This window comes from Arthrobacter sp. P1_H7, from assembly GCF_056405215.1.
This window is the reverse complement of record NZ_JBFUCO010000006.1, coordinates 1-24884: the sequence shown is the minus strand read 5'-3', so window position 1 is coordinate 24884 and position 24884 is coordinate 1. Positions and strand designations below refer to the sequence as shown.

Here is a 24884-nt window from a genome sequence, read left to right as displayed (position 1 = left end):
TTTCTGCCGCGACAAGCGCGGCCGAAGGGTAAGTCATTTGAAAACGTTCTAGGAGGAACCTGTGGCAAAGGCAAAGTTCGAGCGGACTAAGCCGCACGTTAACATCGGTACCATTGGTCACGTTGACCACGGTAAGACGACGCTGACGGCCGCCATTTCCAAGGTGCTGTACGACAAGTACCCGACTCTCAACGAGAAGCGTGACTTCGCGTCGATTGACTCTGCTCCCGAAGAGCGTCAGCGCGGCATTACCATCAACATCTCCCACGTTGAGTACCAGACCGAGAAGCGCCACTACGCACACGTAGACGCTCCGGGTCACGCTGACTACATCAAGAACATGATCACCGGCGCTGCTCAGATGGACGGTGCAATCCTCGTGGTTGCCGCCACTGACGGCCCGATGGCTCAGACCCGCGAGCACGTTCTGCTCGCCCGCCAGGTTGGCGTTCCCTACCTGCTGGTCGCGCTGAACAAGGCTGACATGGTTGACGACGAAGAGCTCCTCGACCTCGTTGAAATGGAAGTTCGCGAGCTGCTCAGCTCGCAGGGCTTCGATGGCGACGAGGCTCCGGTTGTTCGCGTTTCCGGCCTGAAGGCCCTCGAAGGCGACCCCGTCTGGGTCAAGTCCGTTGAGGACCTCATGGCAGCTGTCGACGAGTCCGTTCCGGACCCCGTACGTGACCGTGACAAGCCCTTCCTGATGCCGATCGAAGATGTCTTCACGATCACCGGCCGTGGCACCGTTGTTACGGGCCGCGCCGAGCGTGGAACCCTCGCCATCAACTCCGAGGTCGAGATCGTCGGCATCCGCCCGGTCCAGAAGACCACGGTTACCGGTATCGAGATGTTCCACAAGCAGCTCGACGAAGCATGGGCCGGCGAGAACTGTGGCCTCCTGCTCCGCGGTCTGAAGCGCGACGATGTCGAGCGTGGCCAGGTTGTCGTCAAGCCGGGTTCCATCACCCCGCACACCGACTTCGAGGCTAACGTCTACATCCTCTCCAAGGACGAAGGCGGACGTCACAACCCGTTCTACTCCAACTACCGCCCGCAGTTCTACTTCCGCACCACGGACGTAACCGGCGTTATCACCCTGCCGGAAGGCACGGAAATGGTTATGCCCGGCGACAACACTGAGATGACCGTTGCGCTCATCCAGCCGATCGCAATGGAAGAGGGCCTCGGCTTCGCTATCCGCGAAGGCGGCCGCACCGTTGGTTCAGGACGCGTCACCAAGATCATCAAGTAATTACTTGCCGATCTGATGCTTTGCCCCTGATTGGCCCGCCGTCCGGCAGCTGACCAGAGGATCGGGAACAGCCCCGCTGCACTTGCAGCGGGGCTGTTCCTTTTAAGTTCCTGATACCTTTGCAGGAAAGGAAGGGAGCTCACCATGGGCTGGTTTATTTTTCTGCTGATCGCCGCAACCGTCGTCGTCGCGTTCTTTTGGGCGAAGAAGCATTTCCGCCAGGAAATCGAGCGCGCCAAGCGCATCAACCGGTCAAACCGCAACCAGTAGCAGCGCCCGGGCGGGACTCAGGCCCGGCGTGCCCGCGCGAGGGCCTGGTACCAGTAGTACGAGTCTTTCGGCGTGCGCTTGAGGCTCGTGAAATCGACGTGCACCAGGCCGAAGCGCTGCGAGTAGCCGGCCGCCCATTCGAAGTTGTCCATCAGCGTCCAGACGTAGTAGCCGAGCAGGTCGACGTCGTGGGCCACGCCCCCGGGGGAGGTGGCCTCCACCGCCTGGCTGAGGTGCGTGGCGAGGTAGCTGATCCGTCCGGCGTCGGGGATGGGACCGGTGACGTGGTCCGGTTCGGGGAAGCTCGCCCCGCTCTCGGTGATGTAGAGCGGCGGCAGCGAGGCCCCGTACCGGTCCTTCAGCTCCCGGAGCAGGATCCCCAGGTGGTCCGGAGCGACCGGCCAGCCGAATCCCGTGCGCTCGTACTCCGGGAACGCGGCCATGTGGAACGGAACTTTGAGCATCGCCTCCGCGGTTGCCGAAGGGCTGTCGACGCCGCGCCCCGTGGCCACCTTGACGGGGTAGTAATAGTTCAGGCCATAGAAATCCAGCGGCTGGTGGATCGTGGCCAGGTCGGCGTCGCTGATGCTCCGCATTGAACGGAACCACGGCCGGGCGATCAGCGGCAGCCGGGGAAAGCGGCCCAGGAGGATCGGGTCAGCGTAGAGCCGGTTCAGCACGAAGTCGAACACCCTGGCCAGCAGCCTGTCCGTTGGCGAACCGGAAGCAGGCCGGACGGGGGAATGCAGGTTCGTGACGCCGACGCCGCCGGCGACACCCTCCGCGCGCAACGCCTGAACCGCCAGCCCGTGCCCCAGGAGCTGATGCCGCACCGACGGCAGGGCATCGAAGAGCAGGCCGCGGCCGGGCGCATGGACGCCCAGGGCGTAGCCGTTCAGGGTAACCGAGGCGGGCTCGTTCAGCGTCACCCACTGAGCCACGCGGTCGCCGAACCGCTTGCCTGCGGCCGCGCTGTACTCGGCGAACCGCTCCGCCGTCGAACGGTCCATCCAGCCGCCCCGGTGCTCGAGGGGCAGCGGCGTATCCCAGTGGTAGAGGGTGGCCATGGGGGAGATGCCGGCAGCGAGGAGCCGGTCGATCAGGCGGTCGTAGAAGTCCAGGCCAGCCGCATTGAAGCGGCCGCTGCCCTCGGGCTGGACCCGCGGCCACGAGATCGAGAAGCGATAGGAATCGATCCCGAGATCGCGCATCAGTTCGATGTCTTCCTCGGCGCGGTTATAGTGGTCGCAGGCGACGGCGGGGGAGTGCCCGTGCAGGATGTTGCCGGGCTTTTCGGCAAAGGCGTCCCAGCCCGAGGGTCCGCGGCCGCCGGCGGCGAGGCTCCCCTCGATCTGGAAAGCCGCGGAGGAAACACCCAGGGTGAACCCCGGGCTCAGGCGCGCGGCGAGGGCCTGAACTGCTACAGAGTCCTGCACGGTCATGCCCCTATCATCCATTCGACGGCGATTCAGGACAATGGCCCTCCGGCAGGGATTGCACTACCGCGATTGCAGTGCAGGGATTGCACTGCTGCGAATGCACTACGGCGATTGCAGTGCTGCAGTGGGCTGATTCGCTTCTGCCCGAATATTCCGGCATACTAGATGAGTTGTTCAAGCGCTCTTTCGCGTCCCGATCCGGATAATGCCGGGTGCCAGGGTCCAAGTGAGAGACCAAACATAACCCACTCCCCATGGAATTGCGGACGAGTACGTGTGAAAACACGCGACACGCCCGACCGCGGGGGTCGGTTGCGTCGGCAGGTTGAGGAACCCGGATCCTTCCGGATTCAGCTTGTGCGGCGGGTGGTAGTCACGACTTCAAATGCTTCGGCAGCCATACAACTAGTAAGTGAACAGGGCAGCCCTAATCAGGGGAAGCACAGACTGAAAGAGAGTCAGGCGACATGGCGGGACAAAAAATCCGCATCCGGCTGAAGTCATATGACCACGAGGTCATTGACGTTTCAGCACGGAAGATCGTTGAGACGGTCACGCGCGCAGGCGCAACTGTAGTTGGCCCCGTGCCGCTGCCGACGGAGAAGAACGTTTACTGCGTTATCCGCTCTCCGCACAAGTACAAGGACAGCCGCGAGCACTTTGAAATGCGCACGCACAAGCGTCTTATCGACATCATCGATCCCACGCCCAAGGCTGTTGATTCGCTCATGCGTCTCGACCTGCCGGCCGACGTGAACATCGAAATCAAGCTGTAGGGAGGTGCTGAGAGACTATGACCGCAACCCGTAACGTAAAGGGCCTGCTGGGCACGAAGCTCGGCATGACCCAGGTCTGGGACGAGAACAACAAGCTCATCCCCGTCACTGTGGTCCAGGCTGACTCGAACGTCATCACGCAGCTGCGCAACGCAGAAACTGATGGCTATGTCGCCGTTCAGATCGGCTACGGCCAGATCGATCCCCGCAAGGTCACCAAGCCGCTGGCTGGTCACTTTGAAAAGGCAGGCGTCACGCCTCGCCGCCACGTCGTAGAACTGCGCACTGCAGATGCTGACTCTTACGAGCTGGGCCAGGAGCTCTCCGTAGAGCTCTTCGAAGCCGGCCAGAAGATCGACGTCGTTGGCACCACCAAGGGTAAGGGCTTCGCCGGTGTTATGAAGCGTCACGGCTTCCACGGCGTTGGAGCTTCCCACGGTGCCCACAAGAACCACCGTAAGCCCGGTTCAATCGGTGGCGCATCCACCCCGAGCCGCGTCTTCAAGGGCATGAAAATGGCCGGCCGCATGGGCGCCGTTCGTCACACCACGCTGAACCTCACGGTCCACGCGGTTGACGTCGAGAAGTCGCTGCTCCTGATCAAGGGCGCCGTCCCCGGCGCCCGCGGCCAGGTCGTACTCGTACGCACCGCCGTGAAGGGAGCCTAGTTCAATGACTAGCACTGTCAAGGTTGACCTGCCTGCAGAGATCTTCGACGTACAGACCAACGTGCCGCTGCTGCACCAGGTCGTCGTTGCCCAGCTCGCTGCTGCTCGCCAGGGTACCCACAAGACCAAGACCCGCGCCGAGGTTTCCGGTGCAGGTCGCAAGCCGTTCAAGCAGAAGGGCACCGGCCGCGCCCGTCAGGGTTCCATCCGTGCTCCTCACATGACCGGTGGTGGCGTTGTCCACGGCCCCACGCCGCGTGACTACAGCCAGCGCACCCCCAAGAAGATGATTGCTGCTGCACTGCGCGGCGCACTCTCGGACCGCGCCCGCAACGGCCGCGTCCACGTCGTTGCTGACCTGGTTGCCGGCTCCAAGCCGTCCTCCAAGGAAGCACTGGCAACCCTGCGCGGAGTTTCCGAGCGCAAGAACCTGCTCGTTGTCATTGAGCGCGCCAACGATGTTGCTGCACTGTCCGTGCGCAACCTCGAGGAAGTTCACGTTCTGTACGCAGACCAGCTGAACACCTACGACGTTCTCGTTTCCGACGACGTAGTCTTCACCAAGGCTGCCTACGAAGCATTCGTTGCTGACAAGGTTGCAAAGAACGAGGAGGATGCCAAGTGAGTGCAGCCACCATCAAAGACCCGCGCGACGTCGTGCTTGCACCCGTCGTCTCGGAAAAGAGCTACGGCCTGATCGATGAGGGCAAGTACACCTTCCTGGTGGACCCCCGCTCGAACAAGACCGAGATCAAGCTGGCCGTGGAGAAGATTTTCTCCGTCAAGGTCGAATCGATCAACACCATCAACCGTGCCGGTAAGCGCAAGCGCACCAAATTCGGCTGGGGTACCCGCAAGAACACCAAGCGTGCCATTGTGAGCCTCAAAGAAGGCACTATCGACATCTTCGGCGGTCCGCTTTCATAGCGGAGACCACTTTAACGAGGAAATAAATTATGGGAATCCGTAAATACAAGCCGACTACCCCGGGCCGTCGTGGCTCGAGCGTAGCGGACTTCACTGAAATCACGCGGTCGACGCCGGAAAAGTCGTTGGTACGTCCCCTCCCGAAAAAGGGTGGCCGTAACAACTCCGGTAAGATCACGACCCGTCACAAGGGTGGTGGACACAAACGCCAGTACCGTCTGATCGACTTCCGTCGCCACGACAAGGACGGCGTCAACGCCCGCGTTGCCGAAATCGAGTACGACCCGAACCGCACGGCTCGGATCGCCCTCCTGCACTACGTTGATGGCACCAAGCGTTACATCATCGCCCCGAACAAGCTGTCCCAGGGCGACTTCGTAGAGGCCGGCGCCGACGCTGACATCAAGCCCGGCAACAACCTTCCGCTGCGCAACATCCCGGTCGGTACCGTAATCCACGCAGTCGAACTGCGTCCGGGTGGCGGCGCCAAGATGGGCCGCTCCGCCGGCGCATCGATCCAGCTCGTTGCAAAGGAAGGCCGTTTCGCCCAGCTGCGTCTGCCTTCCGGCGAAATCCGCAACGTTGACGTGCGCTGCCGCGCAACCGTCGGCGAGGTCGGCAACGCCGAGCAGTCGAACATCAACTGGGGCAAGGCCGGCCGTATGCGGTGGAAGGGCGTTCGCCCGACCGTCCGTGGTGTCGCCATGAACCCGGTTGACCACCCCCACGGTGGTGGCGAGGGTAAGACGTCCGGTGGACGTCACCCCGTCAACCCGAACGGTAAGCGCGAAGGCCGCACCCGCCGTCCCAACAAAGAGAGCGACAAGCTTATTGTTCGTCGCCGTCGTACTGGCAAGAACAAGCGATAGGAGCCTGGACACATGCCACGCAGCCTGAAAAAAGGTCCTTTCGTTGACCAGCACCTCTTTGTAAAGGTAGCCAGGGAAAACGAAAAGGGCACCAAGAACGTCATCAAGACCTGGTCCCGCCGTTCGATGATCGTCCCCGACATGCTCGGCCACACGATCGCCGTACACGACGGACGCAAGCACATCCCCGTGTTTGTCACTGAGTCGATGGTCGGGCACAAGCTCGGCGAATTCGCTCCCACGCGGACATTCCGCGGCCATGTCAAGGACGACCGTAAGGGCAAGCGCCGCTAGGCGCCTGCACTTACGTCAAAGACGAGAGAAGGAAAGCAATGGAAGCCAAGGCAATTGCGCGTCACATCCGCGTAACGCCTATGAAGGCCCGGCGCGTCGTCAACCTTGTTCGTGGTAAGCAAGCGAATGAGGCTCTGGCAATTCTGAAGTTTGCCCCCCAGGCAGCTTCGGAGCCGGTATTCAAGGTAGTTCAGTCGGCAATCTCCAACGCCCGGGTCCTCGCGGACCGCGACGGCGTGGCGTTTGACGAAGGTGACCTCATCATCAGCGAAGCGTTTGTTGATGAAGGCCCGACCATGAAGCGGTTCCAGCCGCGAGCCCAGGGTCGTGCATTTCAGATCAAGAAGCGCACGAGCCACATCACCGTGGTAGTCGCTACCCCGGAGAAAGAGGAGGCTCGCTAAGTGGGACAGAAAGTTAACCCGCACGGGTTCCGACTCGGCATCACCACCGATCACGTATCGCACTGGTTTGCTGACAGCACCAAGGCCGGCCAGCGGTACAAGGACTTCGTTCGCGAAGACATCCGTATCCGCCAGCTCATGTCCACTGGCATGGAGCGCGCCGGTATCGCCAAGGTCGAAATCGAGCGCACCCGCGACCGTGTCCGTGTGGATATCCACACGGCACGTCCGGGCATCGTCATCGGCCGCCGCGGCGCTGAAGCAGACCGCATCCGCGGCGAGCTTGAGAAGCTCACGGGCAAGCAGGTACAGCTGAACATCCTTGAGGTCAGGAACCCCGAGATGGAAGCCCAGCTTGTTGCCCAGGGCGTTGCTGAGCAGCTGACTTCCCGCGTGGCTTTCCGCCGTGCGATGAAGAAGGCCATGCAGTCCGCACAGCGTGCCGGTGCCAAGGGCATCCGGATCGCTTGCTCGGGTCGACTGGGCGGCGCAGAAATGTCCCGCTCGGAGTTCTACCGCGAAGGCCGTGTGCCCCTGCACACCCTGCGTGCGAACATCGACTACGGCTTCTACGAGGCCAAGACCACCTTCGGCCGTATCGGCGTGAAGGTCTGGATCTACAAGGGCGACGTCACTGCCAAGGAACTGGCTCAGCAGGCAGCTGCTGCTCCGTCCCGTGGCCGTGCCGGCGACCGCCCGGGCCGCCCGGGTGGCGCCGACCGTGGTGACCGCCGCCGTCGTCCCGACCGCCCCGCAGCTGAGGCAGCACCTGCCGCCGAAGCTCCGGCTGTCGAAGCAGCAGCTGCACCGGCAGTAGAAGGAGGACAGGCTTAAATGCTTATCCCACGTCGAGTCAAGCACCGTAAGCAGCACCACCCGGGTCGTTCCGGCGCTGCTACGGGCGGCACCCAGGTCTCCTTCGGTGAGTGGGGCATCCAGGCGCTGAGCCCGGCCTACGTCACGAACCGTCAGATCGAATCTGCCCGTATCGCGATGACCCGCCACATCAAGCGTGGCGGAAAGGTCTGGATCAACATTTACCCGGACCGTCCGCTGACGAAGAAGCCGGCCGAAACCCGCATGGGTTCCGGTAAGGGTTCTCCGGAATGGTGGGTCTCAAACGTCAAGCCGGGCCGGGTTCTCTTCGAACTCTCCGGTGTCAGTGAAGAGGTAGCTCGCGAGGCCCTGCGCCTGGCAATCCACAAGCTGCCGTTGAAGGCACGCATTGTGCGTCGCGAAGGTGGTGAGTAGAAATGGCAGTAGGATCCAAGGAACTTGCATCCGCACAGCTGGACGGTTTCGACAACGAGCGTCTCGTTGAAGAACTCCGCAAGGCCAAGGAAGAGCTGTTCAACCTGCGTTTCCAGTCCGCCACCGGTCAGCTGGAGAACCACGGTCGTCTGCGCGCGGTAAAGAAGGACATCGCCCGCATCTACACCGTTCTCCGTGAGCGCGAGCTCGGCATTCGTGCCGAGGTTGCCGCGCCGGTTGTGGAAGCCAAGGAAGAGAAGAAGTCCAAGAAGGCTGCAACCAAGAAGGCCGAAAAGGCTGAAACGGTTGAATCCGAGGAGGATGCCAAGTGAGTGAAAAGGACGAGAACGTGACGGAAACTGTTTCCGACGCAGCCAAGGCTGACGAGCGCGGTTACCGTAAGACGAAGCGCGGCTACGTCGTCTCGGACAAGATGGAAAAGACCATCACTGTCCAGGTCGAAGACCGCGTGAAGCACGCCCTCTACGGCAAGGTCATCCGCCGCAACGCCAAGATCAAGGCTCACGACGAAGAGAACAGCGCCGGCATCGGCGACCTCGTGCTCCTCGCCGAGACCCGCCCGCTCTCCGCTACCAAGCGGTGGCGTCTGGTCGAGATCCTCGAGAAGGCCAAGTAACACCTGCACCTGGTGCCTGGTGATAGAGCAGAAGCCCTCGTTCCCCTTTGGGGGAGCGGGGGCTTCCGCGTTGCCGGCAGCAGCCGCAGCCTGCCGCCTGCGCCCGGCCGCAGCCGTTTGCCGGGCGTCGGCAGCTGCGCGGGCCGGGGGTGTGCAGGCGCCATGGCTGTGATATGGGGATACGCCCAAAACGTGCTAAGATTTTGAGTTTGTATGGCGCCTTTTGCGCGCCGTCATCAACCTCGTAAACAATCGTGCCACGGCATAGTGCCCCCTTGCGCCCCGACTCGTCGGGAACCGCCTGGGAAGCAAATGTTTTTGGCACGGGCGTTTAGGCCTGGTCTGGCAAAATCCAGGCAGGTCAAGAGACACCCCGATCAACCGTTCCGCAAGGCTCATTCCGTAGGAAGATTTTCGGTCTGAGAACCAGCGCGACGCAAGGAGTAAATAGTGATTCAGCAGGAGTCGCGACTCAAGGTCGCCGACAACACGGGTGCTAAGGAAATCCTTACCATTCGCGTTCTCGGTGGATCTGGCCGTCGCTACGCAGGCATTGGCGACGTAATCGTCGCTACCGTCAAGGACGCAATTCCGGGCGGCAACGTAAAGAAGGGCGACGTCGTCAAGGCTGTCATCGTCCGTACCAAGAAGGAACGCCGCCGTGCGGATGGTTCCTACATCAAGTTTGACGAGAACGCAGCCGTCATCCTGAAGAACGACGGTGACCCCCGCGGTACCCGTATCTTCGGACCGGTTGGTCGTGAACTTCGCGACAAGAAGTTCATGAAGATCGTTTCTCTGGCTCCGGAGGTGCTCTAGTCCATGGCTAAGATCAAAAAGGGTGACCTCGTTCAGGTCATCACTGGCGCCAAGGCTGAGCGCGGCGGCGACAAGGGTAAGCAGGGCAAGGTTCTGCGCGTCTACCCGGAGACCAACCGAGTGTTGGTTGAAGGCATCAACCGCGTAACCAAGCACACCAAGGTCGGTCAGTCGCAGCGCGGCACCAAGACCGGTGGCATCGAGGTCGTCGAGGCTTCGATCCACATCTCCAACGTGGCTCTGGTTGACCCGTCCACCAAGAAGCCCACCCGCGTCGGTTTCCGCACCGAGACCGTTGAGCGCGATGGCGTGAAGCGTGAAGTGCGCGTCCGCGTGGCCAAGAGCTCAGGGAAGGACATCTAATGACTGAGACTCTCGAGACTCCGGCAAGCAAGATCGTTCCTCGTCTGAAGACCAAGTACGCCGATTCCATCAAGAACACGCTGACTGAGGAATTCAAGTACCAGAACGTCAACCAGGTTCCCCGCCTGGTGAAGGTCGTTGTGAACATGGGTGTTGGAGATGCCGCTAAGGACTCCAAGCTGATCGACGGCGCTGTCCGCGATCTGACCCTGATCACCGGCCAGAAGCCGCAGGTAACCAAGGCCCGCAAGTCGATCGCACAGTTCAAGCTGCGCGAAGGCATGCCGATCGGTGCACACGCAACTCTGCGTGGGGACCGCATGTGGGAATTCCTGGACCGTCTGGTCACGCTGGCCCTGCCGCGTATCCGCGACTTCCGTGGCCTCAGCGGCAAGCAGTTCGATGGCAACGGCAACTACACCTTCGGTCTGACCGAGCAGGTTATGTTCCACGAGATCGACCAGGATTCCATTGACCGCGTTCGCGGTATGGACATCACCGTCGTGACCACTGCCAAGACCGACGACGAAGGCCGCGCGCTGCTGAAGGCGCTTGGCTTCCCGTTCAAGACCGAAGACTAATCTAGCTACGTAAAAGGTCCGCCCGCGCTCTTTTCCGAATTCTGTTCGGGACAATCGGCACGGCGGAAACCGTTATGAGGAAGGGCAAGAGCCCACATGACAATGACAGATCCCGTCGCAGACATGCTTACGCGTCTGCGCAACGCTAACTCGGCATACCACGACTCCGTGACCATGCCGTACAGCAAGCTCAAGGCACGCGTTGCCGACATCCTGAAGGCTGAAGGTTACATCGCCTCCTGGAAAGAAGAAGACGCTGAGGTTGGCAAGAAGCTGACCCTCGAGCTCAAGTTCGGTCCGAACCGCGAGCGTTCAATCGCTGGCGTTCGTCGTATTTCCAAGCCGGGACTGCGCGTTTACGCAAAGTCCACCAACCTGCCGCACGTGCTCGGTGGCCTGGGTGTCGCAATCCTGTCCACCTCTTCCGGCCTCTTGACTGACAAGCAGGCCGGCAAGAAGGGCGTGGGCGGCGAAGTCCTCGCTTACGTCTGGTAACGGGAAAGGAAGAGAATAATGTCACGTATTGGACGTCTCCCCATCACCGTTCCTGCCGGCGTTGAGGTCAAGGTTGACGGCTCTGTCGTCAGCGTCAAGGGTTCCAAAGGCGAGCTGAGCCACACTGTGGCCAGCCCGATCGAGGTTTCCCTGGAAGATGGCACCCTGACTGTCGCCCGCCCGAACGACGAGCGCGCCTCACGTTCGCTGCACGGCCTGACCCGCACCCTGATCGCCAACATGATCCAGGGTGTCACCGCAGGCTACGAGAAGAAGCTTGAGATTGTCGGTACCGGTTACCGCGTCCAGGCCAAGGGTTCTGACCTTGAGTTCGCTCTGGGCTACAGCCACCCGGTTAACGTCTCGGCACCGAACGGCATCACCTTTGCAGTTGAGACCCCGACCAAGCTCTCTGTTTCAGGTATCTCCAAGCAGCAGGTCGGCGAGGTTGCTGCCAACATTCGCAAGCTGCGGAAGCCGGACCCCTACAAGGGCAAGGGCATCCGTTACGCAGGCGAAGTCATCCGCCGCAAGGTCGGAAAGGCTGGTAAGTAACCATGGCGATCGCAATTAACAAGAAGCGTACGAACAAGAGCAAGTCTGCCCAGCGCAGCCGCCGCCAGCTTCGTATCCGCAAGCGCATCTCCGGTACGGCTGTACGCCCGCGTCTGGTCGTCAACCGTTCCGCACGTCACGTATTCGTCCAGGTTGTCGATGACACCAAGGGCCTGACCGTGGCAAGCGCCTCCACACTGGAAGCCGACCTTCGTGCATTCGACGGTGACAAGACCGCCAAGGCCAAGCGCGTTGGCGAACTGGTCGCCGAGCGTGCCAAGGCTGCCGGTATCGAAGCAGTTGTCTTCGACCGCGGTGGTAACAAGTACCACGGCCGGATCGCCGCCGTCGCTGACGGCGCACGTGAAGGTGGGCTGGCACTGTGACCGAAAATAACGAAAAGGACATTCAGGTGACTGAAGCTGTAGCTGCTCCGGCAACTGAGACCGCTGCGCCTGCTACCACTGACGACCGCCGTGGTGGCGCTCGTCGTGGCGAGCGTGGCGACCGCGGCCAGGGCCGTGGCGACCGTGGCGGCCGTGGTGGCCGTGACGGCGGCCGCGAGGCCGAGAAGAGCCAGTTCGTAGAGCGCGTCGTAACCATCAACCGCGTTTCCAAGGTCGTCAAGGGTGGTCGTCGCTTCAGCTTCACCGCCCTCGTCGTCGTCGGTGACGGCAACGGCATGGTCGGCGTTGGCTACGGCAAGGCAAAGGAAGTTCCTGCCGCTATCGCGAAGGGCGTTGAAGAGGCCAAGAAGTCCTTCTTCCGCGTTCCCCGCATCGGCAGCACCATCCCGCACCGCGTTCAGGGTGAGGCCGCCGCAGGCGTCGTCATGCTGCGCCCGGCTTCCGCCGGTACCGGTGTTATCGCCGGTGGCCCGGTCCGTGCAGTACTGGAGTGCGTGGGCATCCACGACATCCTCTCCAAGTCGCTCGGTTCTTCCAACGCCATCAACATCGTTCACGCGACCGTTGACGCGCTGAAGCGCCTCGAAGAGCCGGCAGCAGTGGCAGCACGCCGCGGCCTCCCGCTCGACGAGATCGCTCCGCCGGCAATGGTCAAGGCGCTCCTGAACCAGAAGGCAGGTGTCTGAGTCATGGCTAAGAACGTGCTTGTCTCCGACGCAAAGTTGGAGATCACTCAGATCAAGTCCGCCATTGGCGGCAAGCAGAACCAGCGCGACACCCTGCGGTCCCTCGGCCTGAAGCGGATCGGACACACCGTTGTCCGCACCGCCGACGCCGTGACCGTCGGGATGCTCAACACGGTTCCGCACCTGGTAAAGGTAGAGGAGGCGAAGTAAATGGCAGAGAAGAACACCGCCGAAAAGGCACAGGGCGCCGCTGAGAAGCAGAACGCACTGAAGGTTCACCACCTGCGTCCCGCCCCGGGTGCCAAGACCGCCAAGACCCGTGTTGGTCGTGGTGAAGGTTCCAAGGGTAAGACCGCTGGCCGCGGTACCAAGGGTACGAAGGCCCGCTACCAGATCAAGGCTGGCTTTGCCGGCGGCCAGCTGCCGCTGCACATGCGCCTGCCGAAGCTGCGCGGCTTCAAGAACCCGTTCCGGGTTGAGTACCAGGTTGTAAACCTGGACAAGCTCAACGAGCTGTTCCCGGAAGGTGGCGCTGTCACCGTGGAGAACCTGGTCGAAAAGGGTGCCGTTCGCAAGAACCAGCCCGTCAAGGTGCTGGGCACCGGCGACATCACCGTCAAGGTTGACGTCACCGTCCACGCATTCTCGGCCAGCGCTGCTGACAAGATTGCTGCAGCAGGCGGAAGCACCACCGCCCTCTAACGAGGCGGCGGGGCAATTGCCCGTTGTTGAAACTCCCGGTACCAGGGGCTCACGCCCCCGGTGCCGGGAGTTTTTTTCATTTTCCAGGCCCCGCCGATTGTTCGCCGGGCGCATCCACCCGTTAGACTCGGTTGTTGGGTTTATTTGACCTGTCTCACACGACTTTACTTATTACTCAGGAGGACGCTTGCTTAGCGCATTTGGCCGGGCCTTTCGCACGCCTGATCTGCGACGCAAGTTGTTGTTCACGCTGGGAATCATCACAATCTTCCGCTTGGGTGCCTTCATCCCCTCGCCTGGTGTGAGCTACCAGAATGTCCAGCAATGCTTGCAGAACGGTCAGACCTCGGGCGGGATCTACCAGCTCGTCAACCTGTTCAGCGGCGGTGCATTGCTGCAGGTGTCCATCTTTGCCCTCGGCATCATGCCGTACATCACCGCCAGTATCATCGTCCAGCTGCTCCGGGTGGTCATTCCCCGCTTCCAGCAGCTCTACGAAGAGGGCGCCTCGGGCCAGTCCAAGCTGACCCAGTACACCCGTTACCTCACGATCGCACTCGGCCTGCTCAATGCCACGACACTGGTGTCGCTGGCACGCTCCGGCCAGCTGTTGCCTAACTGCCAGCTGCCCATCATCCCGGACGACAGCATTGTCACGACGGTCCTGATTATCATCACGCTCACGGCCGGCACCGGCCTGATCATGTGGATGGGCGAGCTCGTGACGGAGAAGGGCGTCGGCAACGGCATGTCCCTGCTCATCTTCACGTCCATCGCCGCGGGCTTCCCCGGCTCGCTCGGTGCGATCTGGAAGGCCCAGGGCCCCGGCACCTTCTTCCTGGTCCTGATCATCGGCCTGCTCACCGTGGCCCTCGTGGTCTTCGTGGAGCAGTCCCAGCGCCGGATCCCGGTGCAGTACGCCAAGCGGATGATCGGCCGCCGCACGGTCGGCGGAACGAGCACCTACATCCCCATCAAGGTGAACATGGCCGGCGTCGTGCCCGTCATCTTCGCCTCGTCCATGCTGTACCTGCCGGGGCTGATCTCACAGTTCAACCAGCCCAAGGCCGGCGAGCCGGTGCAGCCCTGGGTTGAGTGGATCAACAACAACCTGACCAAGGGCGACCACCCGATCTATATGGCACTGTATTTCGCCATGATTGTGTTTTTCACCTACTTCTATGTTGCGATTACTTTCAACCCTGAAGAGGTCTCGGACAACATGAAGAAGTACGGTGGCTTCATTCCGGGCATCCGCGCCGGCAAACCGACCGCGGACTATCTTCAGTACGTCCTATCCCGGATCACCCTGCCCGGCGCCTTCTACCTTGGCTTCGTGGCACTGATCCCGCTGGTTGCACTGGTCCTGATCAACGCGAACCAGAACTTCCCGTTCGGCGGCACCTCGATCCTGATCATGGTGGGCGTCGGTCTGGAGACCGTGAAGCAGATTGATGCGCAACTACAGCAACGTCACTACGAAGGGCTTTTGCGATGACGAGAATGTTGATTATCGGACCTCCCGGGTCCGGCAAGGGAACGCAGGCGGAACGCATTTCCGAACGCCTCGGCGTCGTTGCGATCTCCACCGGAGACATCTTCCGCGCCAACGTCAAGGGTGAGACTCCGCTCGGCGTCGAAGCCAAGAAGTACATGGACGCCGGCGACTTCGTCCCGGACAGCGTCACCAACAAAATGGTGCGCGACCGCCTCAGCGAGGACGACGTGGAGGCAGGCTTCCTGCTCGACGGGTACCCGCGCACGACCGCGCAGGTGGACTACCTCGAAGACATCCTCGCCGGCGCCGACCAGAAGCTCGACGTCGTGCTCCAGCTCACCGCTGACGACGAGGAGCTGGTCACCCGCCTCCTGGGCCGTGCCAAGGAAACTGGCCGCAGCGACGACAACGAAGGCGTTATCCGTCACCGGCTGGACCTGTACCACGAGCAGACCGAACCCGTGGTGGCCAAGTATGCCGAGCGCGGCATCCTGACCCAGGTGGACGGCATCGGCGGCATCGACGAAGTCACCGAGCGCGTCATGGAAGCGATCAAGTCGGCCCAGGCCGCCTGATCCACACCCACTGATCCACGCTTGCAGTGCGACTGACGCACTCCCGAAGGGCGCGTTCCGTACCACCGTGTACGGGACGCGCCCTTCGGCGTGGGCGGCCCCGCAGCGGCCGGTTCCGAACCGCTGAGCCGGTGCGGGAGAATAGAGCTTGAAGACTTGGGTTGATGACCCATGGTGGAGGCCCGGGTTCTAGCGCGCCCGGACCGCGAGAGAAAACACTGAGGTAGCGATGGCATTCGGCCAGGCACGCATTGAATACAAGACCAACGCCCAGATGCGCACGATGCACGAGGCCGGGCTGGTCCTGAGCCGGGCACTGGATGCGGCAGTGGCCGCCGCGGCCCCCGGCGTCACCACGGCCCGGCTGGACGAGGTCTTCGCCGCCGTGCTCCAGGACGCCGGCGCCAAGTCCAACTTCCTCGGCTACCACGGGTTCCCGGCCACGATCTGCACCTCGGTGAACGAAGAGGTGGTGCACGGCATCCCCGGCGGCCGGGTGCTCCAGGACGGCGACATCATCTCGATCGATGGCGGCGCGATCGTGGACGGCTGGCACTCCGATTCGGCGCGGACCGTGGTTGTCGGCACCGCCGATCCCGAGGACGTTCGCCTCTCCGAGGTTACCGAGGAAGCCATGTGGCGTGGCATCGCAGCCCTGGCCACCGGAAAATTCGTGGGCGATATCGGCAACGCGGTGGACGACTACGTCTCCTCCGTGCCGGGCAAACCGCTGGGCATCCTGGAGGACTATGTGGGCCACGGAATCGGCTCCGAGATGCACATGGCGCCGGACGTGCTGAACTACCGCACCGGCCATCGCGGGCCGAAGATCCGCCCGGGGCTGTGCCTCGCAATCGAGCCCATGCTGGTCCGCGGCAGCATCGACACCGCAATCCTCGACGACGACTGGACCGTTGTCACCACGGACGGCAAGCGCTCCTGCCAGTGGGAGCACTCGGTCGCCGTGCACGAGAAGGGGATCTGGGTCCTCTCGGCACCGGACGGGGGAGCGGCGAAACTGGCGCCGCTCGGCGTCGTGCCCGTCCCGATCCCCTAAGCCCGAAGCACGCGGCGACACGCAAGTTTTCTGGCGACGCGCAAAATCCCTGGCGACGGAATACCGGCGGCGCCAGGGATTTTGCGTGTCGCAGCTCAGCCGGGGCGCACAATGGAGCCATGGGAGCAACGGGAGCCATCACCGACGTCGCCGGGATCCGGGTAGGCCATGTCCAGAAGTCAGGCGACGGCTGGCTGAGTGGGGTCACGGTGGTCCTCCCGCCGCCTGGCACAGTGGGCTCGGTCGACGTCCGGGGCGGCGGGCCCGCGACGCACGAGACTGACGCGCTGGATCCCACCACGCTGTCCCAAACCGTGGACGCCGTGGTCCTGACCGGGGGGAGCGCCTTTGGCCTCGCCGCGGCGCACGGCGCCCAGCGCTGGTGCGAGGAGAACGGCCGCGGCTTCCCGGTCCCCGGCGGGCTTGTGCCGATAGTGCCGGCGGCCGCGATCTTCGACCTGGGCCGCGGCGGCGATTTCTCCGCCCGCCCCGGCGAGGCGATGGGCTACGCGGCGACGGCCGCCGCCGCCGGGCAGCCGGAAGGGCACGACGTCGAGCGCGGCAACGTCGGCGCCGGCACAGGAGCAGCAATCGGCCGGGGACAGTACAAAGGGGGAGTGGGCACAGCCTCCCTCACTTTAGACAATGGGGTCGTTGTAGCGGCCCTGGCGGTAGTCAACGCGCTGGGACTTCCATTTGGCACATCGAGCCAGTGGACGGAACCCGGCAGCGTGCGTCTAAGCGAGGAACGAGCGAGCACGCCGAGGGTTTCGGCCGCTGGCTCGGAAGGTGAGGCGGAAGCCGGCAACGGCGGCACGGATCCGGATGCAAAGGAGCCCCCGCCCCCCAACACGACACTCGTCGTCGTCGCCACGGACGCTGTCCTGGACAAGGCGGACTGCAAACGCACTGCCTCCGCGGCGCACGCCGGACTGGCCCGGGCTCTGAATCCAACCCACACCCTCGCCGACGGCGACACCGTGTTCGCCCTGGCGACGGGCGCCGTCGCGCTTGACCGCAGCACCCCGACGGCCCGGCAGATCAGCCTCATTACCCTGCAGAGCGCGGCCGCCGACGTCGTCCGGCTGGCCATCCTCGACGGGATCTCGCGGGCGGAAGCAGTAACGACGGCGGCCGGGACGCTAGGTGCGTACGGACGCTGAGTGCGCTACGATGGGCGGATTTAACTTTGGATTTAACAATCGGGCCGTGATGGCGTAGTGTTGTCTGTTGGTTGTCTGCCCCGTTGTGCCCTTTTGGGGTCGGGTGGCACCAACCAATCAATCAAAAACGTCCGCGGTCATGACCGGTGCAAACCGGGAGGCTGCGGCAACAACAGTTAGCGGAGGGTATGGCCAAGAAGGACGGGGTCATTGAGATCGAGGGCGTTGTGACCGAGGCGCTGCCCAACGCGATGTTTCGCGTTGAGCTCACCAACAAGCACATCGTTCTGGCACACATCTCTGGAAAGATGCGCCAGCACTACATCAGGATCCTCCCCGAGGACCGCGTAGTGGTGGAGCTGAGCCCTTACGACCTGACACGTGGTCGTATCGTCTACCGCTACAAGTAAACACTGGGCGGCCAGGGCGACAGCCGAGGGCCGGTCCAGCTGACCAACTGCAACACGCAAAGGAACGCCATGAAGGTCAAGCCGAGCGTCAAGCAGATCTGCGAAAAGTGCAAAGTGATCCGCCGTAATGGCCGGGTCATGGTGATCTGCGAGAACCCGCGCCACAAGCAGCGCCAGGGCTAATTTCCTTCACGGGAAACCCTGGGTTGCTAACCCACGCAAGTAAATAAAGGCAGCACAAGCTGAACTGGGACGTATTGAGCCCGGACAGCTAACCCCCGGTCGGAGGCTGGGGCCGCACTGTAAGTGCGGGTGTACTGCCTACGACCTCCGGTTTATACAAGGAGTACTGCCAATATGGCTCGTCTCGCTGGCGTAGACATTCCCCGCGAAAAGCGGCTGGAAATTGCGCTTACTTACATCTACGGCGTGGGCAAGACCCGTGCACACGAAACCCTGGCTGCTACCGGCATCAGCGCTGACGTTCGGGTCAAGGACCTGACGGACGCACAGCTGGTTGAGCTGCGTGACTACATTGAAGGCAACTACAAGGTTGAGGGTGACCTTCGCCGCGAAGTGGCCGCTGATATCCGCCGCAAGGTTGAAATCGGCAGCTACGAAGGCCTGCGTCACCGCAAGGGCCTGCCCGTACGCGGTCAGCGTACGAAGACCAACGCCCGTACCCGCAAGGGTCCGAAGCGTACCGTCGCCGGCAAGAAGAAGGCCCGTTAATCCCTGAGGGATTAACTCGGCTTCCCCCGATAACTTTCTGTAGGAGAAAAAATGCCCCCGAAGACTCGTGGCGCGGTTCGCAAGCCGCGTAAGAAGGACAAGAAGAATATCGCGCTTGGCCAGGCGCACATCAAGAGCACCTTTAACAACACCATCGTGTCCATCACGGACCCGAACGGTGCTGTCATCTCCTGGGCTTCGTCCGGTGAGGTTGGCTTCAAGGGCTCGCGTAAGTCCACCCCGTTCGCTGCCCAGATGGCCGCCGAAGCCGCCGCAAAGCGTGCACAGGAGCACGGCATGCGCAAGGTTGACGTGTTCGTCAAGGGACCGGGTTCCGGACGCGAAACCGCCATCCGCTCGCTGCAGGCCGCTGGCCTCGAGGTTGGCTCCATCCAGGACGTCACCCCCAGCGCCCACAACGGCTGCCGTCCGCCGAAGCGCCGCCGCGTCTAAGGCTTTCCAGCGCCAGGAGCTTGCCCGGACCCTCACCGGTCCGGGCAGGCCCGGCCGCGTTAAGTCTTCAGACCGATCTTTCCACCACCTGTGTTGCGTCATATAGCGGATGCTCGCCGAAAGGAAACCTAAGTGCTCATTGCACAGCGCCCCACCCTCTCCGAAGAGGTCGTCTCCGAAAACCGCTCACGGTTCATCATCGAACCGCTGGAGCCGGGCTTTGGTTACACCCTCGGAAACTCCCTCCGCCGTACCCTGCTCTCCTCCATCCCCGGTGCCTCTGTAACGAGCATCCGGATCGATGGCGTGCTGCACGAGTTCACCACGGTTCCGGGTGTCAAGGAAGATGTCACCGAGATCATCCTGAACATCAAGAACCTGTCGGTTTCCTCCGAGCACGACGAGCCGGTTGTTGCTTACCTGCGCAAGCAGGGCCCGGGAGTCGTCACCGCCGCGGACATCGCTCCGCCGGCCGGCGTCGAATTCCACAACCCGGATCTGCACATTGCCACGCTGAACTCGAAGGGCAAGTTCGAACTCGAACTGACCATCGAGCGCGGTCGCGGCTACGTTTCGGCAGCTCAGAACAAGTCCGGCGACTCCGAGATCGGCCGCATCCCGGTCGACTCGATCTACTCGCCGGTCCTGAAGGTTACTTTCCGCGTGGAAGCTACCCGTGTTGAGCAGCGCACTGACTTCGACAAGCTCATTGTCGACGTCGAGACCAAGCAGGCAATCGCCCCGCGCGACGCCGTTGCTTCGGCAGGTACCACCCTGGTGGAACTGTTCGGTCTGGCCCGCGAGCTGAACACCGCAGCTGAAGGTATCGAGATCGGTCCGTCGCCGACGGACGCTGCCCTGGCAGCCGACATGGCACTGCCGATCGAGGATCTGGACCTGACGGTCCGTTCCTACAACTGCCTCAAGCGTGAGGGCATCCACACCGTGGGTGAACTCGTTGCCCGCTCCGAGGCTGACCTCATGGACATCCGCAACTTCGGCGCGAAGTCCATCGATGAGGTCAAGGCCAAGCTGGTCGAACTGGGCCTGTCCCTCAAGGACTCCCCTCCCGGTTTCGATCTCGCAGCGCGTGCCGCAGCCATCGAAGAGGACGACGCCGCGTTCAGCGACGACGAGCTCTAACCAACAGATCTTGGCCGGCTGGCTGGACGCACCCTGGCGTGCGCAGCCCAACGGCTTCCATATGAGGAGAAACTATAATGCCTACCCCCGCTAAGGGTCCGCGCCTCGGAGGCGGAGCGGCTCACGAGCGTCTTATGCTCGCGAACCTGTCCGCCGCACTTTTCGAGCACAAGCGGATCACCACCACGGTGACCAAGGCCAAGCGCCTGAAGCCGTACGCCGAGCGCCTGGTGACTTTCGCCAAGCGTGGCGACCTCGCATCCCGCCGTCGTGTACTCGGCCTGATCAGCAACAAGGGCGTCGTCCACGAGCTGTTCACCGACATTGCACAGGCAGTGGAGAACCGCGATGGCGGCTACACCCGCATCACCAAGATCGGCAACCGCAAGGGCGACAACGCTCCCATGGCTGTCATCGAACTGGTTCTCGAGCCGGTTTCCGCGAAGCAGGCCGTTGTAGCCGAGGCTACCTCTGCTGCCCAGCGCGACGCTGACAAGAAGGACGCAGACAAGAAGGACGCCGAGAAGGCCGAAGCAGCTCCGGTTGCCGAGACCGAAGAGGCTGCTGAGACCGAAGAGGCTGAGGTCGCTGAGACCGAAGCCGCTGCCGAAGAGGCTCCGGCCGCTGAGGAAGCAGCCGCTGAGTCCAAGAAGGACGCGAAGTAATTCGCTAAATCTTTCTTATAGACTTAAGTCTATGAACGAGCTCAAACCCGCTGCCCCCGTCATGGGGGGCGGCGGGTTTTTGCGTATCAGGCTTGATGTGGCGTACGACGGCGGCCCGTTCAGCGGGTGGGCCGTGCAGCCGGGCCTGCGCACCGTCCAGGGCGTCCTGGAGGAGGCCCTCGCGCTGCTGATCCGCCGCCCCGTCCGGGTCACGGTCGCCGGGCGTACCGACGCCGGGGTGCACGCCCGCGGCCAGGTGGTCCACGTGGACCTCAGCGAGGCGGAGTGGCTGGGCCTGAACCGGGGCGCCGAACTGGACCCCGCCGTCGCCCTGCTCCGCCGCATCCGCGGCGCCCTGAGCCGGGGGCTGGGCGACCTCAGCGGGGCCATCGAGGTGCACCGGGTGAGCGTGGCGCCCGAGGGCTTCGATGCCCGGTTCTCCGCCCTCTGGCGCCGCTATTCCTACCGGATCGCGGACGGCCCCGCGCTGTGGGACCCGCTGGGACGCGCCTCGACCCTGTGGCACAAGGCTCCGCTGGATGTCGGGCTGCTCAACGAGGGCGCCGCACCGCTGCTGGGCCTGCAGGATTTCCGCTCATACTGCAAGCCCCGCGAGGGCGCCACGACCATCCGGGAGCTGCAGCGCTTCGAATTCGCGCGCGGCACCGACGGGGTCATTGTCGCCACCGTCCAGGCCGACGCGTTCTGCCACAACATGGTCCGGTCCCTGGTGGGCTCGGCGCTGTACGTGGGGGAGGGCGAAGAGGCCCCGGAATGGCTTTACGAGCGGCTCCTCGCCCGGCAGCGCGACGCCCGCTCCGTGCTGGCAGCCCCGCACCCGCTGGTGCTCGAGGAAGTGGCCTACCCGACTGACGGCGGCATGCTGGCCCGCGCCGAACTGACCCGGGCCCTGCGGGCCTAAACTGCGACTACGCGGGCAGCTCGAGGGTGAAGGTGCTGCCGTTTCCCGGACTGGTGCGGCACGAGATGGAGCCGCCGTGCCCCTCCACGATGGCCTTGGTAATGGACAGCCCCAGGCCGGCGCCCGGAATCGATCCGTCCCGGACGGCCGGGCTGCGGAAGAAACGGGTGAAGACCCGCCCGGCGTCGGCGGCGGTCATGCCCATCCCGGTGTCCGCGACATGCAGGCGGACCAGGCCGTCGCCGGCGCTGGCGGAGACCCGCACCGATCCGCCGTCCGGTGAGTACTTGATCGCGTTGGAAACGAGGTTGTCCAGGGCCTGGCTGATCCGGAGCGGGTCCACGTGGGCCCAGAGCGGCCCCCGGACGTCCATGGCGAGGCAGACACGGGACGCCTGGGCGTGGGCCTGGGCCGAGCCCAGGCTCGCCTCCACGAGCCCGGCCAGGTCGGTCCGGCGGGGATGGAGGTGGACGGCGGCGCTGGCGGACATGAGAAGGTCCGAGACCAGGGCCAGCAGCCGCTCCGCGTTGCGCTGCGCCACTTCGACGCGGCGGACCACCGGGCTGTCCAGGCCCTCGGTGTCGGCGAGCACCAGGTCCAGGTTGCCGATGATGGACGTCAGCGGCGTGCGGAATTCGTGGGAGACGGTGGAAACGACCTCGTCCTTCGCAGCCAGGGCGTCCACCAGACCGGTGACCTCGTTGAAGACCACCACGGCGCCGCGGAAGTCGCCGGCGTCGTCCTTCAGGGGCCGGGCTCCCGTCGAGACCACGCGGCTGGCCTCCGTCTCACCGAAGCAGACAAGGTAGTCGGCAAAGGACTCGCCGGCCAGCGCCCGGCGGATGGGACGGCGCTCCAGCGGCAGCGGGGTGCTTCGGTCCTGCCCGGTCAGCAGGAGCTGGCCCTCTTCCTCCGGCCGTACTTGCCCCCCCGGTTCGGCCGTCAGCCGGGGCGCCGCGGCCGCGGATTCCTCCAGTTCGGCCTGCCACGTGTTCGTCAGCAGCCGGCGGCCGTTGGCGTCCACTGCCACGATCCCGACGTCGACGGTGTCAAGAATGGTGTTCAGGAGCCGTTCGCGCTCCCTGCTGTCCGCGAGCAGGACCTCCAGCTCGGCTTCCTTGGACTTGATGCGCCACTGCTCGTGCCGCAGGCGCGCCCGCGCGAAACGCATGGCCAGGGAGACCGCGAACATCATCAGGGGCACCAGCAAGGCTTCGGCCGTGCGGGCTGCAAGCGGCGCCGACCGGTCCGCCAGGAGCCAGGGCAGGGCGGCCAGCAGGGGCACCGAGAAGCTCAGTGAAAGGCTCGCGGGGGCGGAGAGCCTGGACGCCGAAATCCACACCACGGGCAGGACGGAGAGCACACCGGGATCCGGCAGCCCGGCGGTGGTGCCGTCCCGGAGCAGCCCAATCGCGACCAGGTCCAGGACGGGGATGACGAGCGGCGCCAACGGCCCAAAACGCTGCCAGGGGACCAGTACGCAGGCCGCAAGGAGCGCGGCCTGCAGGCCAAAGGCGTACCGGCACAGGATGCTGTCCGGAAGGCCGGGCCAGGCGGCCGGGGCAGCAAGGACGATTCCGACCAGCATCACGGCCAGCGGCAACTGGCACACGAGGACCCGCCCGCGCGGCCGCAAAGCCTTGCCGTATCGATCCACACCGCGGATCAGCCGCTGTCTAAGCAAAGACGCCGTGCCCCCTTCCCGTTGCTCCAGTTTTACACCTTGTGTCACGCAAATTTGACATAAATCGAAGTTTTGCCATTTCTGTTACCGGGCCGCCGCGAATTTGCCCCCTAGGGTGGGTATTCTGACATTGCCGGTGGGGGCCGGCGGGATCATTGCTGCCGCCGCATCCGCGAACGGCAGCGTAGCGTGACACATGAGGGGGGCCATGACCGACTTGGGAGTCGCCGTCGTAGTAGAAGACGACGAAGATGTTCGGAACCTTGTCGAAGCCGTATTGAGCCAGGCAGGGTTCGAAGTCCATTCGGCGGCCGGCGGGCGTGAAGGGGTCGACGTCGTCAGGGCACGGGAGGCAAGCGTGGTCACCCTGGATGTCGGGCTTCCCGATATCGACGGGTTCGAGGTGCTGCGCCGGATCCGGCAGTTCAGCGACGCGTACGTGGTCATGCTGACGGCGCGGACCGACGAACTGGATACGCTGACGGCGTTTCATACCGGTGCTGATGACTTCCTGGCGAAGCCTTTCCGGCCCCGGGAGTTGCGCGCCCGTGTGGGCGCCATGATGCGCCGGCCCCGGCAGGACCTCCGCGCCGCGGAAATATCCGGGACGGATCCCGGGGCCGCTGCCGCCCCGGCAGCGTCCCCGAGTCCGGTGTTGCACCACAACGGCTTGGACCTGAACCCCGAGACCCGGTCGGTGAGTGTCGACGGCGTGGCGGTCAGCCTGACCCGCAGCGAGTTCGACCTCCTCCAGGCGCTCCTGAAGGGCGCCGGCGCCGTGCGGTCCAAGACCGAGCTGGTGCGCGTGGTCCGGGGCGATTATTACCGGGCGGATGCCTACATCAGCGAATCCGACGAACGCGCTGTCGAGGTGCATATCGGCAACCTCCGGAGGAAACTCGGCGAGGACCCGGTGCAGCCGCGCTGGCTCCAGACCGTCCGCGGCGTGGGCTACCGGCTGTCGCCGGCCCGGTAGCCCACGGCGGGGCATCCGGTGCCCGGCGCCCGGGCCACCTTTAGGGGGCAGCGGTCCCGCCGGCCCTAGCTGGCTATAGGTCGTGTCAAGTGCATGCCCCGGGCATGACGGTTCGCCCCGTGTGTCTGGCGGGCGTTCTGAGGTGTTTGTGGAGGCGGCGGTTTGGTGGCTGGGCCGGTGTGGTTCCGGGGGCGCCCACGCTGACTTATGC

36 protein-coding genes are annotated in these 24884 nt (G+C 63.6%); 34 read left to right on the top strand and 2 right to left on the bottom strand.

Annotated features, from left to right (window positions below; translation table 11 throughout):
- Positions 1 to 61 precede the first annotated feature (61 nt).
- Together tuf and AC1DXI_RS07965 are read left to right on the top strand one after the other, a co-directional pair.
- On the top strand, positions 62 to 1252 hold the full coding sequence (gene tuf / locus AC1DXI_RS07970; protein WP_018773660.1) for an elongation factor Tu: 1191 nt from the start codon (positions 62 to 64) through the stop codon (positions 1250 to 1252).
- Between the two features lie 144 nt (positions 1253 to 1396).
- Positions 1397 to 1522, top strand: coding sequence for a hypothetical protein (locus AC1DXI_RS07965; RefSeq protein WP_476938135.1), 126 nt, complete (start codon positions 1397 to 1399; stop codon positions 1520 to 1522).
- Positions 1523 to 1539: 17 nt separating this feature from the next.
- Here AC1DXI_RS07965 and AC1DXI_RS07960 read toward each other — a convergent pair whose 3' ends face one another.
- Positions 1540 to 2964 (bottom strand): GH1 family beta-glucosidase, encoded by a 1425-nt coding sequence (locus AC1DXI_RS07960; protein WP_476938134.1) that lies wholly within the window; start codon positions 2962 to 2964, stop codon positions 1540 to 1542.
- Positions 2965 to 3428: 464 nt separating this feature from the next.
- On the opposite strand from AC1DXI_RS07960, the gene rpsJ reads away from it, so the two are divergent.
- The 31 genes from rpsJ to AC1DXI_RS07805 all read left to right on the top strand — a co-directional run bounded on the left by rpsJ (position 3429) and on the right by AC1DXI_RS07805 (position 22013).
- The gene (rpsJ, locus tag AC1DXI_RS07955; RefSeq protein WP_003803825.1) at positions 3429 to 3737 is read left to right on the top strand and encodes a 30S ribosomal protein S10; all 309 of its coding nucleotides are present in this window, start codon (positions 3429 to 3431) and stop codon (positions 3735 to 3737) included.
- A gap of 17 nt (positions 3738 to 3754) precedes the next feature.
- Positions 3755 to 4405 (top strand): 50S ribosomal protein L3, encoded by a 651-nt coding sequence (gene rplC / locus AC1DXI_RS07950; RefSeq protein ID WP_003803812.1) that lies wholly within the window; start codon positions 3755 to 3757, stop codon positions 4403 to 4405.
- A gap of 4 nt (positions 4406 to 4409) precedes the next feature.
- Positions 4410 to 5030, top strand: a complete 621-nt coding sequence (gene rplD, locus AC1DXI_RS07945; RefSeq protein WP_026537568.1) for a 50S ribosomal protein L4 — start codon at positions 4410 to 4412, stop codon at positions 5028 to 5030.
- Positions 5027 to 5332, top strand: coding sequence for a 50S ribosomal protein L23 (gene rplW, locus AC1DXI_RS07940; protein ID WP_018773664.1), 306 nt, complete (start codon positions 5027 to 5029; stop codon positions 5330 to 5332). Before rplD ends, rplW begins: the two co-directional genes overlap by 4 nt.
- A gap of 29 nt (positions 5333 to 5361) precedes the next feature.
- The gene (gene rplB / locus AC1DXI_RS07935) at positions 5362 to 6201 is read left to right on the top strand and encodes a 50S ribosomal protein L2 (RefSeq protein WP_026266473.1); all 840 of its coding nucleotides are present in this window, start codon (positions 5362 to 5364) and stop codon (positions 6199 to 6201) included.
- 12 nt (positions 6202 to 6213) lie between these two features.
- Positions 6214 to 6495: a 30S ribosomal protein S19 gene (gene rpsS, locus AC1DXI_RS07930; RefSeq protein WP_018773666.1), complete on the top strand. Its 282-nt coding sequence runs from the start codon at positions 6214 to 6216 to the stop codon at positions 6493 to 6495.
- A 38-nt stretch (positions 6496 to 6533) separates the two neighbouring features.
- Positions 6534 to 6899 carry a 50S ribosomal protein L22 gene (gene rplV, locus AC1DXI_RS07925; RefSeq protein ID WP_003803798.1) on the top strand — a complete coding sequence of 122 codons (366 nt, stop codon included), beginning with the start codon at positions 6534 to 6536 and terminating at the stop codon, positions 6897 to 6899.
- On the top strand, positions 6900 to 7733 hold the full coding sequence (gene rpsC / locus AC1DXI_RS07920) for a 30S ribosomal protein S3 (RefSeq protein ID WP_476938133.1): 834 nt from the start codon (positions 6900 to 6902) through the stop codon (positions 7731 to 7733). It abuts the gene before it with no gap.
- Positions 7734 to 8150: a 50S ribosomal protein L16 gene (rplP, locus tag AC1DXI_RS07915; protein WP_018773668.1), complete on the top strand. Its 417-nt coding sequence runs from the start codon at positions 7734 to 7736 to the stop codon at positions 8148 to 8150.
- Positions 8151 to 8152: 2 nt separating this feature from the next.
- Positions 8153 to 8482: a 50S ribosomal protein L29 gene (gene rpmC, locus AC1DXI_RS07910; protein WP_018773669.1), complete on the top strand. Its 330-nt coding sequence runs from the start codon at positions 8153 to 8155 to the stop codon at positions 8480 to 8482.
- On the top strand, positions 8479 to 8787 hold the full coding sequence (gene rpsQ / locus AC1DXI_RS07905) for a 30S ribosomal protein S17 (RefSeq protein ID WP_018773670.1): 309 nt from the start codon (positions 8479 to 8481) through the stop codon (positions 8785 to 8787). Before rpmC ends, rpsQ begins: the two co-directional genes overlap by 4 nt.
- A 450-nt stretch (positions 8788 to 9237) precedes the next feature.
- Positions 9238 to 9606, top strand: coding sequence for a 50S ribosomal protein L14 (gene rplN, locus AC1DXI_RS07900; RefSeq protein ID WP_003803789.1), 369 nt, complete (start codon positions 9238 to 9240; stop codon positions 9604 to 9606).
- A gap of 3 nt (positions 9607 to 9609) precedes the next feature.
- Positions 9610 to 9969 (top strand): 50S ribosomal protein L24, encoded by a 360-nt coding sequence (rplX, locus tag AC1DXI_RS07895; RefSeq protein ID WP_018773671.1) that lies wholly within the window; start codon positions 9610 to 9612, stop codon positions 9967 to 9969.
- Positions 9969 to 10550, top strand: coding sequence for a 50S ribosomal protein L5 (gene rplE / locus AC1DXI_RS07890; RefSeq protein WP_018773672.1), 582 nt, complete (start codon positions 9969 to 9971; stop codon positions 10548 to 10550). The genes rplX and rplE overlap by 1 nt, the downstream gene beginning before the upstream one ends.
- A 96-nt stretch (positions 10551 to 10646) precedes the next feature.
- Complete coding sequence (gene rpsH, locus AC1DXI_RS07885) at positions 10647 to 11045, top strand: 30S ribosomal protein S8 (RefSeq protein ID WP_018773673.1); 399 nt, start codon at positions 10647 to 10649, stop codon at positions 11043 to 11045.
- A gap of 18 nt (positions 11046 to 11063) precedes the next feature.
- Positions 11064 to 11600, top strand: coding sequence for a 50S ribosomal protein L6 (gene rplF, locus AC1DXI_RS07880; protein WP_011692797.1), 537 nt, complete (start codon positions 11064 to 11066; stop codon positions 11598 to 11600).
- 2 nt (positions 11601 to 11602) lie between these two features.
- A complete protein-coding gene (rplR, locus tag AC1DXI_RS07875) occupies positions 11603 to 11986 on the top strand; it encodes a 50S ribosomal protein L18 (protein ID WP_018773674.1) in 384 nt (127 codons plus the stop codon).
- Between the two features lie 26 nt (positions 11987 to 12012).
- Complete coding sequence (gene rpsE / locus AC1DXI_RS07870; RefSeq protein WP_173403037.1) at positions 12013 to 12693, top strand: 30S ribosomal protein S5; 681 nt, start codon at positions 12013 to 12015, stop codon at positions 12691 to 12693.
- Between the two features lie 3 nt (positions 12694 to 12696).
- Positions 12697 to 12903, top strand: coding sequence for a 50S ribosomal protein L30 (gene rpmD / locus AC1DXI_RS07865; protein WP_018773676.1), 207 nt, complete (start codon positions 12697 to 12699; stop codon positions 12901 to 12903).
- Positions 12904 to 13395: a 50S ribosomal protein L15 gene (gene rplO / locus AC1DXI_RS07860; protein ID WP_018773677.1), complete on the top strand. Its 492-nt coding sequence runs from the start codon at positions 12904 to 12906 to the stop codon at positions 13393 to 13395.
- Positions 13396 to 13582: 187 nt separating this feature from the next.
- A complete protein-coding gene (secY, locus tag AC1DXI_RS07855) occupies positions 13583 to 14893 on the top strand; it encodes a preprotein translocase subunit SecY (RefSeq protein WP_476938132.1) in 1311 nt (436 codons plus the stop codon).
- Between the two features lie 5 nt (positions 14894 to 14898).
- Entirely contained in the window at positions 14899 to 15468 is a 570-nt protein-coding gene (locus AC1DXI_RS07850) for an adenylate kinase (RefSeq protein ID WP_018773679.1), read from the top strand.
- A gap of 229 nt (positions 15469 to 15697) precedes the next feature.
- Complete coding sequence (gene map / locus AC1DXI_RS07845) at positions 15698 to 16525, top strand: type I methionyl aminopeptidase (protein WP_018773680.1); 828 nt, start codon at positions 15698 to 15700, stop codon at positions 16523 to 16525.
- 119 nt (positions 16526 to 16644) lie between these two features.
- Positions 16645 to 17688: a P1 family peptidase gene (locus AC1DXI_RS07840; RefSeq protein WP_476938131.1), complete on the top strand. Its 1044-nt coding sequence runs from the start codon at positions 16645 to 16647 to the stop codon at positions 17686 to 17688.
- Positions 17689 to 17876: 188 nt separating this feature from the next.
- Positions 17877 to 18098: a translation initiation factor IF-1 gene (gene infA, locus AC1DXI_RS07835; RefSeq protein ID WP_009358723.1), complete on the top strand. Its 222-nt coding sequence runs from the start codon at positions 17877 to 17879 to the stop codon at positions 18096 to 18098.
- A 69-nt stretch (positions 18099 to 18167) separates the two neighbouring features.
- The gene (rpmJ, locus tag AC1DXI_RS07830) at positions 18168 to 18281 is read left to right on the top strand and encodes a 50S ribosomal protein L36 (RefSeq protein ID WP_009358722.1); all 114 of its coding nucleotides are present in this window, start codon (positions 18168 to 18170) and stop codon (positions 18279 to 18281) included.
- Positions 18282 to 18455: 174 nt separating this feature from the next.
- Positions 18456 to 18830 carry a 30S ribosomal protein S13 gene (gene rpsM / locus AC1DXI_RS07825; RefSeq protein ID WP_003803743.1) on the top strand — a complete coding sequence of 125 codons (375 nt, stop codon included), beginning with the start codon at positions 18456 to 18458 and terminating at the stop codon, positions 18828 to 18830.
- Positions 18831 to 18881: 51 nt separating this feature from the next.
- On the top strand, positions 18882 to 19283 hold the full coding sequence (rpsK, locus tag AC1DXI_RS07820; protein WP_018773682.1) for a 30S ribosomal protein S11: 402 nt from the start codon (positions 18882 to 18884) through the stop codon (positions 19281 to 19283).
- A 132-nt stretch (positions 19284 to 19415) separates the two neighbouring features.
- The gene (locus AC1DXI_RS07815) at positions 19416 to 20426 is read left to right on the top strand and encodes a DNA-directed RNA polymerase subunit alpha (RefSeq protein ID WP_018773683.1); all 1011 of its coding nucleotides are present in this window, start codon (positions 19416 to 19418) and stop codon (positions 20424 to 20426) included.
- 77 nt (positions 20427 to 20503) lie between these two features.
- A complete protein-coding gene (rplQ, locus tag AC1DXI_RS07810) occupies positions 20504 to 21091 on the top strand; it encodes a 50S ribosomal protein L17 (protein ID WP_476938130.1) in 588 nt (195 codons plus the stop codon).
- A 31-nt stretch (positions 21092 to 21122) separates the two neighbouring features.
- On the top strand, positions 21123 to 22013 hold the full coding sequence (locus tag AC1DXI_RS07805; RefSeq protein ID WP_476938129.1) for a tRNA pseudouridine synthase A: 891 nt from the start codon (positions 21123 to 21125) through the stop codon (positions 22011 to 22013).
- Positions 22014 to 22020: 7 nt separating this feature from the next.
- Here AC1DXI_RS07805 and AC1DXI_RS07800 read toward each other — a convergent pair whose 3' ends face one another.
- A complete protein-coding gene (locus AC1DXI_RS07800) occupies positions 22021 to 23670 on the bottom strand; it encodes a sensor histidine kinase (RefSeq protein WP_476938128.1) in 1650 nt (549 codons plus the stop codon).
- A gap of 235 nt (positions 23671 to 23905) precedes the next feature.
- Here AC1DXI_RS07800 and AC1DXI_RS07795 point away from each other — a divergent pair, with 235 nt between their 5' ends.
- Positions 23906 to 24673, top strand: a complete 768-nt coding sequence (locus AC1DXI_RS07795; protein ID WP_476938127.1) for a response regulator transcription factor — start codon at positions 23906 to 23908, stop codon at positions 24671 to 24673.
- The last annotated feature ends 211 nt before the right edge of the window (positions 24674 to 24884 follow it).

Coding starts and splice junctions, on each gene's coding strand:
- AC1DXI_RS07965 (WP_476938135.1), top strand. CDS start 1,397: ATGGGCTGGTTTATTTTTCTGCTGATCGCCGCAACCGTCGTCGTCGCG.
- AC1DXI_RS07960 (WP_476938134.1), bottom strand. CDS start 2,964: ATGACCGTGCAGGACTCTGTAGCAGTTCAGGCCCTCGCCGCGCGCCTG.
- rpsJ (WP_003803825.1), top strand. CDS start 3,429: ATGGCGGGACAAAAAATCCGCATCCGGCTGAAGTCATATGACCACGAG.
- rplC (WP_003803812.1), top strand. CDS start 3,755: ATGACCGCAACCCGTAACGTAAAGGGCCTGCTGGGCACGAAGCTCGGC.
- rplD (WP_026537568.1), top strand. CDS start 4,410: ATGACTAGCACTGTCAAGGTTGACCTGCCTGCAGAGATCTTCGACGTA.
- rplB (WP_026266473.1), top strand. CDS start 5,362: ATGGGAATCCGTAAATACAAGCCGACTACCCCGGGCCGTCGTGGCTCG.
- rpsS (WP_018773666.1), top strand. CDS start 6,214: ATGCCACGCAGCCTGAAAAAAGGTCCTTTCGTTGACCAGCACCTCTTT.
- rplV (WP_003803798.1), top strand. CDS start 6,534: ATGGAAGCCAAGGCAATTGCGCGTCACATCCGCGTAACGCCTATGAAG.
- rplP (WP_018773668.1), top strand. CDS start 7,734: ATGCTTATCCCACGTCGAGTCAAGCACCGTAAGCAGCACCACCCGGGT.
- rpmC (WP_018773669.1), top strand. CDS start 8,153: ATGGCAGTAGGATCCAAGGAACTTGCATCCGCACAGCTGGACGGTTTC.
- rplX (WP_018773671.1), top strand. CDS start 9,610: ATGGCTAAGATCAAAAAGGGTGACCTCGTTCAGGTCATCACTGGCGCC.
- rplE (WP_018773672.1), top strand. CDS start 9,969: ATGACTGAGACTCTCGAGACTCCGGCAAGCAAGATCGTTCCTCGTCTG.
- rpsH (WP_018773673.1), top strand. CDS start 10,647: ATGACAATGACAGATCCCGTCGCAGACATGCTTACGCGTCTGCGCAAC.
- rplF (WP_011692797.1), top strand. CDS start 11,064: ATGTCACGTATTGGACGTCTCCCCATCACCGTTCCTGCCGGCGTTGAG.
- rplR (WP_018773674.1), top strand. CDS start 11,603: ATGGCGATCGCAATTAACAAGAAGCGTACGAACAAGAGCAAGTCTGCC.
- rpmD (WP_018773676.1), top strand. CDS start 12,697: ATGGCTAAGAACGTGCTTGTCTCCGACGCAAAGTTGGAGATCACTCAG.
- rplO (WP_018773677.1), top strand. CDS start 12,904: ATGGCAGAGAAGAACACCGCCGAAAAGGCACAGGGCGCCGCTGAGAAG.
- AC1DXI_RS07850 (WP_018773679.1), top strand. CDS start 14,899: ATGTTGATTATCGGACCTCCCGGGTCCGGCAAGGGAACGCAGGCGGAA.
- map (WP_018773680.1), top strand. CDS start 15,698: ATGGCATTCGGCCAGGCACGCATTGAATACAAGACCAACGCCCAGATG.
- AC1DXI_RS07840 (WP_476938131.1), top strand. CDS start 16,645: ATGGGAGCAACGGGAGCCATCACCGACGTCGCCGGGATCCGGGTAGGC.
- infA (WP_009358723.1), top strand. CDS start 17,877: ATGGCCAAGAAGGACGGGGTCATTGAGATCGAGGGCGTTGTGACCGAG.
- rpmJ (WP_009358722.1), top strand. CDS start 18,168: ATGAAGGTCAAGCCGAGCGTCAAGCAGATCTGCGAAAAGTGCAAAGTG.
- rpsM (WP_003803743.1), top strand. CDS start 18,456: ATGGCTCGTCTCGCTGGCGTAGACATTCCCCGCGAAAAGCGGCTGGAA.
- rpsK (WP_018773682.1), top strand. CDS start 18,882: ATGCCCCCGAAGACTCGTGGCGCGGTTCGCAAGCCGCGTAAGAAGGAC.
- rplQ (WP_476938130.1), top strand. CDS start 20,504: ATGCCTACCCCCGCTAAGGGTCCGCGCCTCGGAGGCGGAGCGGCTCAC.
- AC1DXI_RS07805 (WP_476938129.1), top strand. CDS start 21,123: ATGAACGAGCTCAAACCCGCTGCCCCCGTCATGGGGGGCGGCGGGTTT.
- AC1DXI_RS07795 (WP_476938127.1), top strand. CDS start 23,906: ATGACCGACTTGGGAGTCGCCGTCGTAGTAGAAGACGACGAAGATGTT.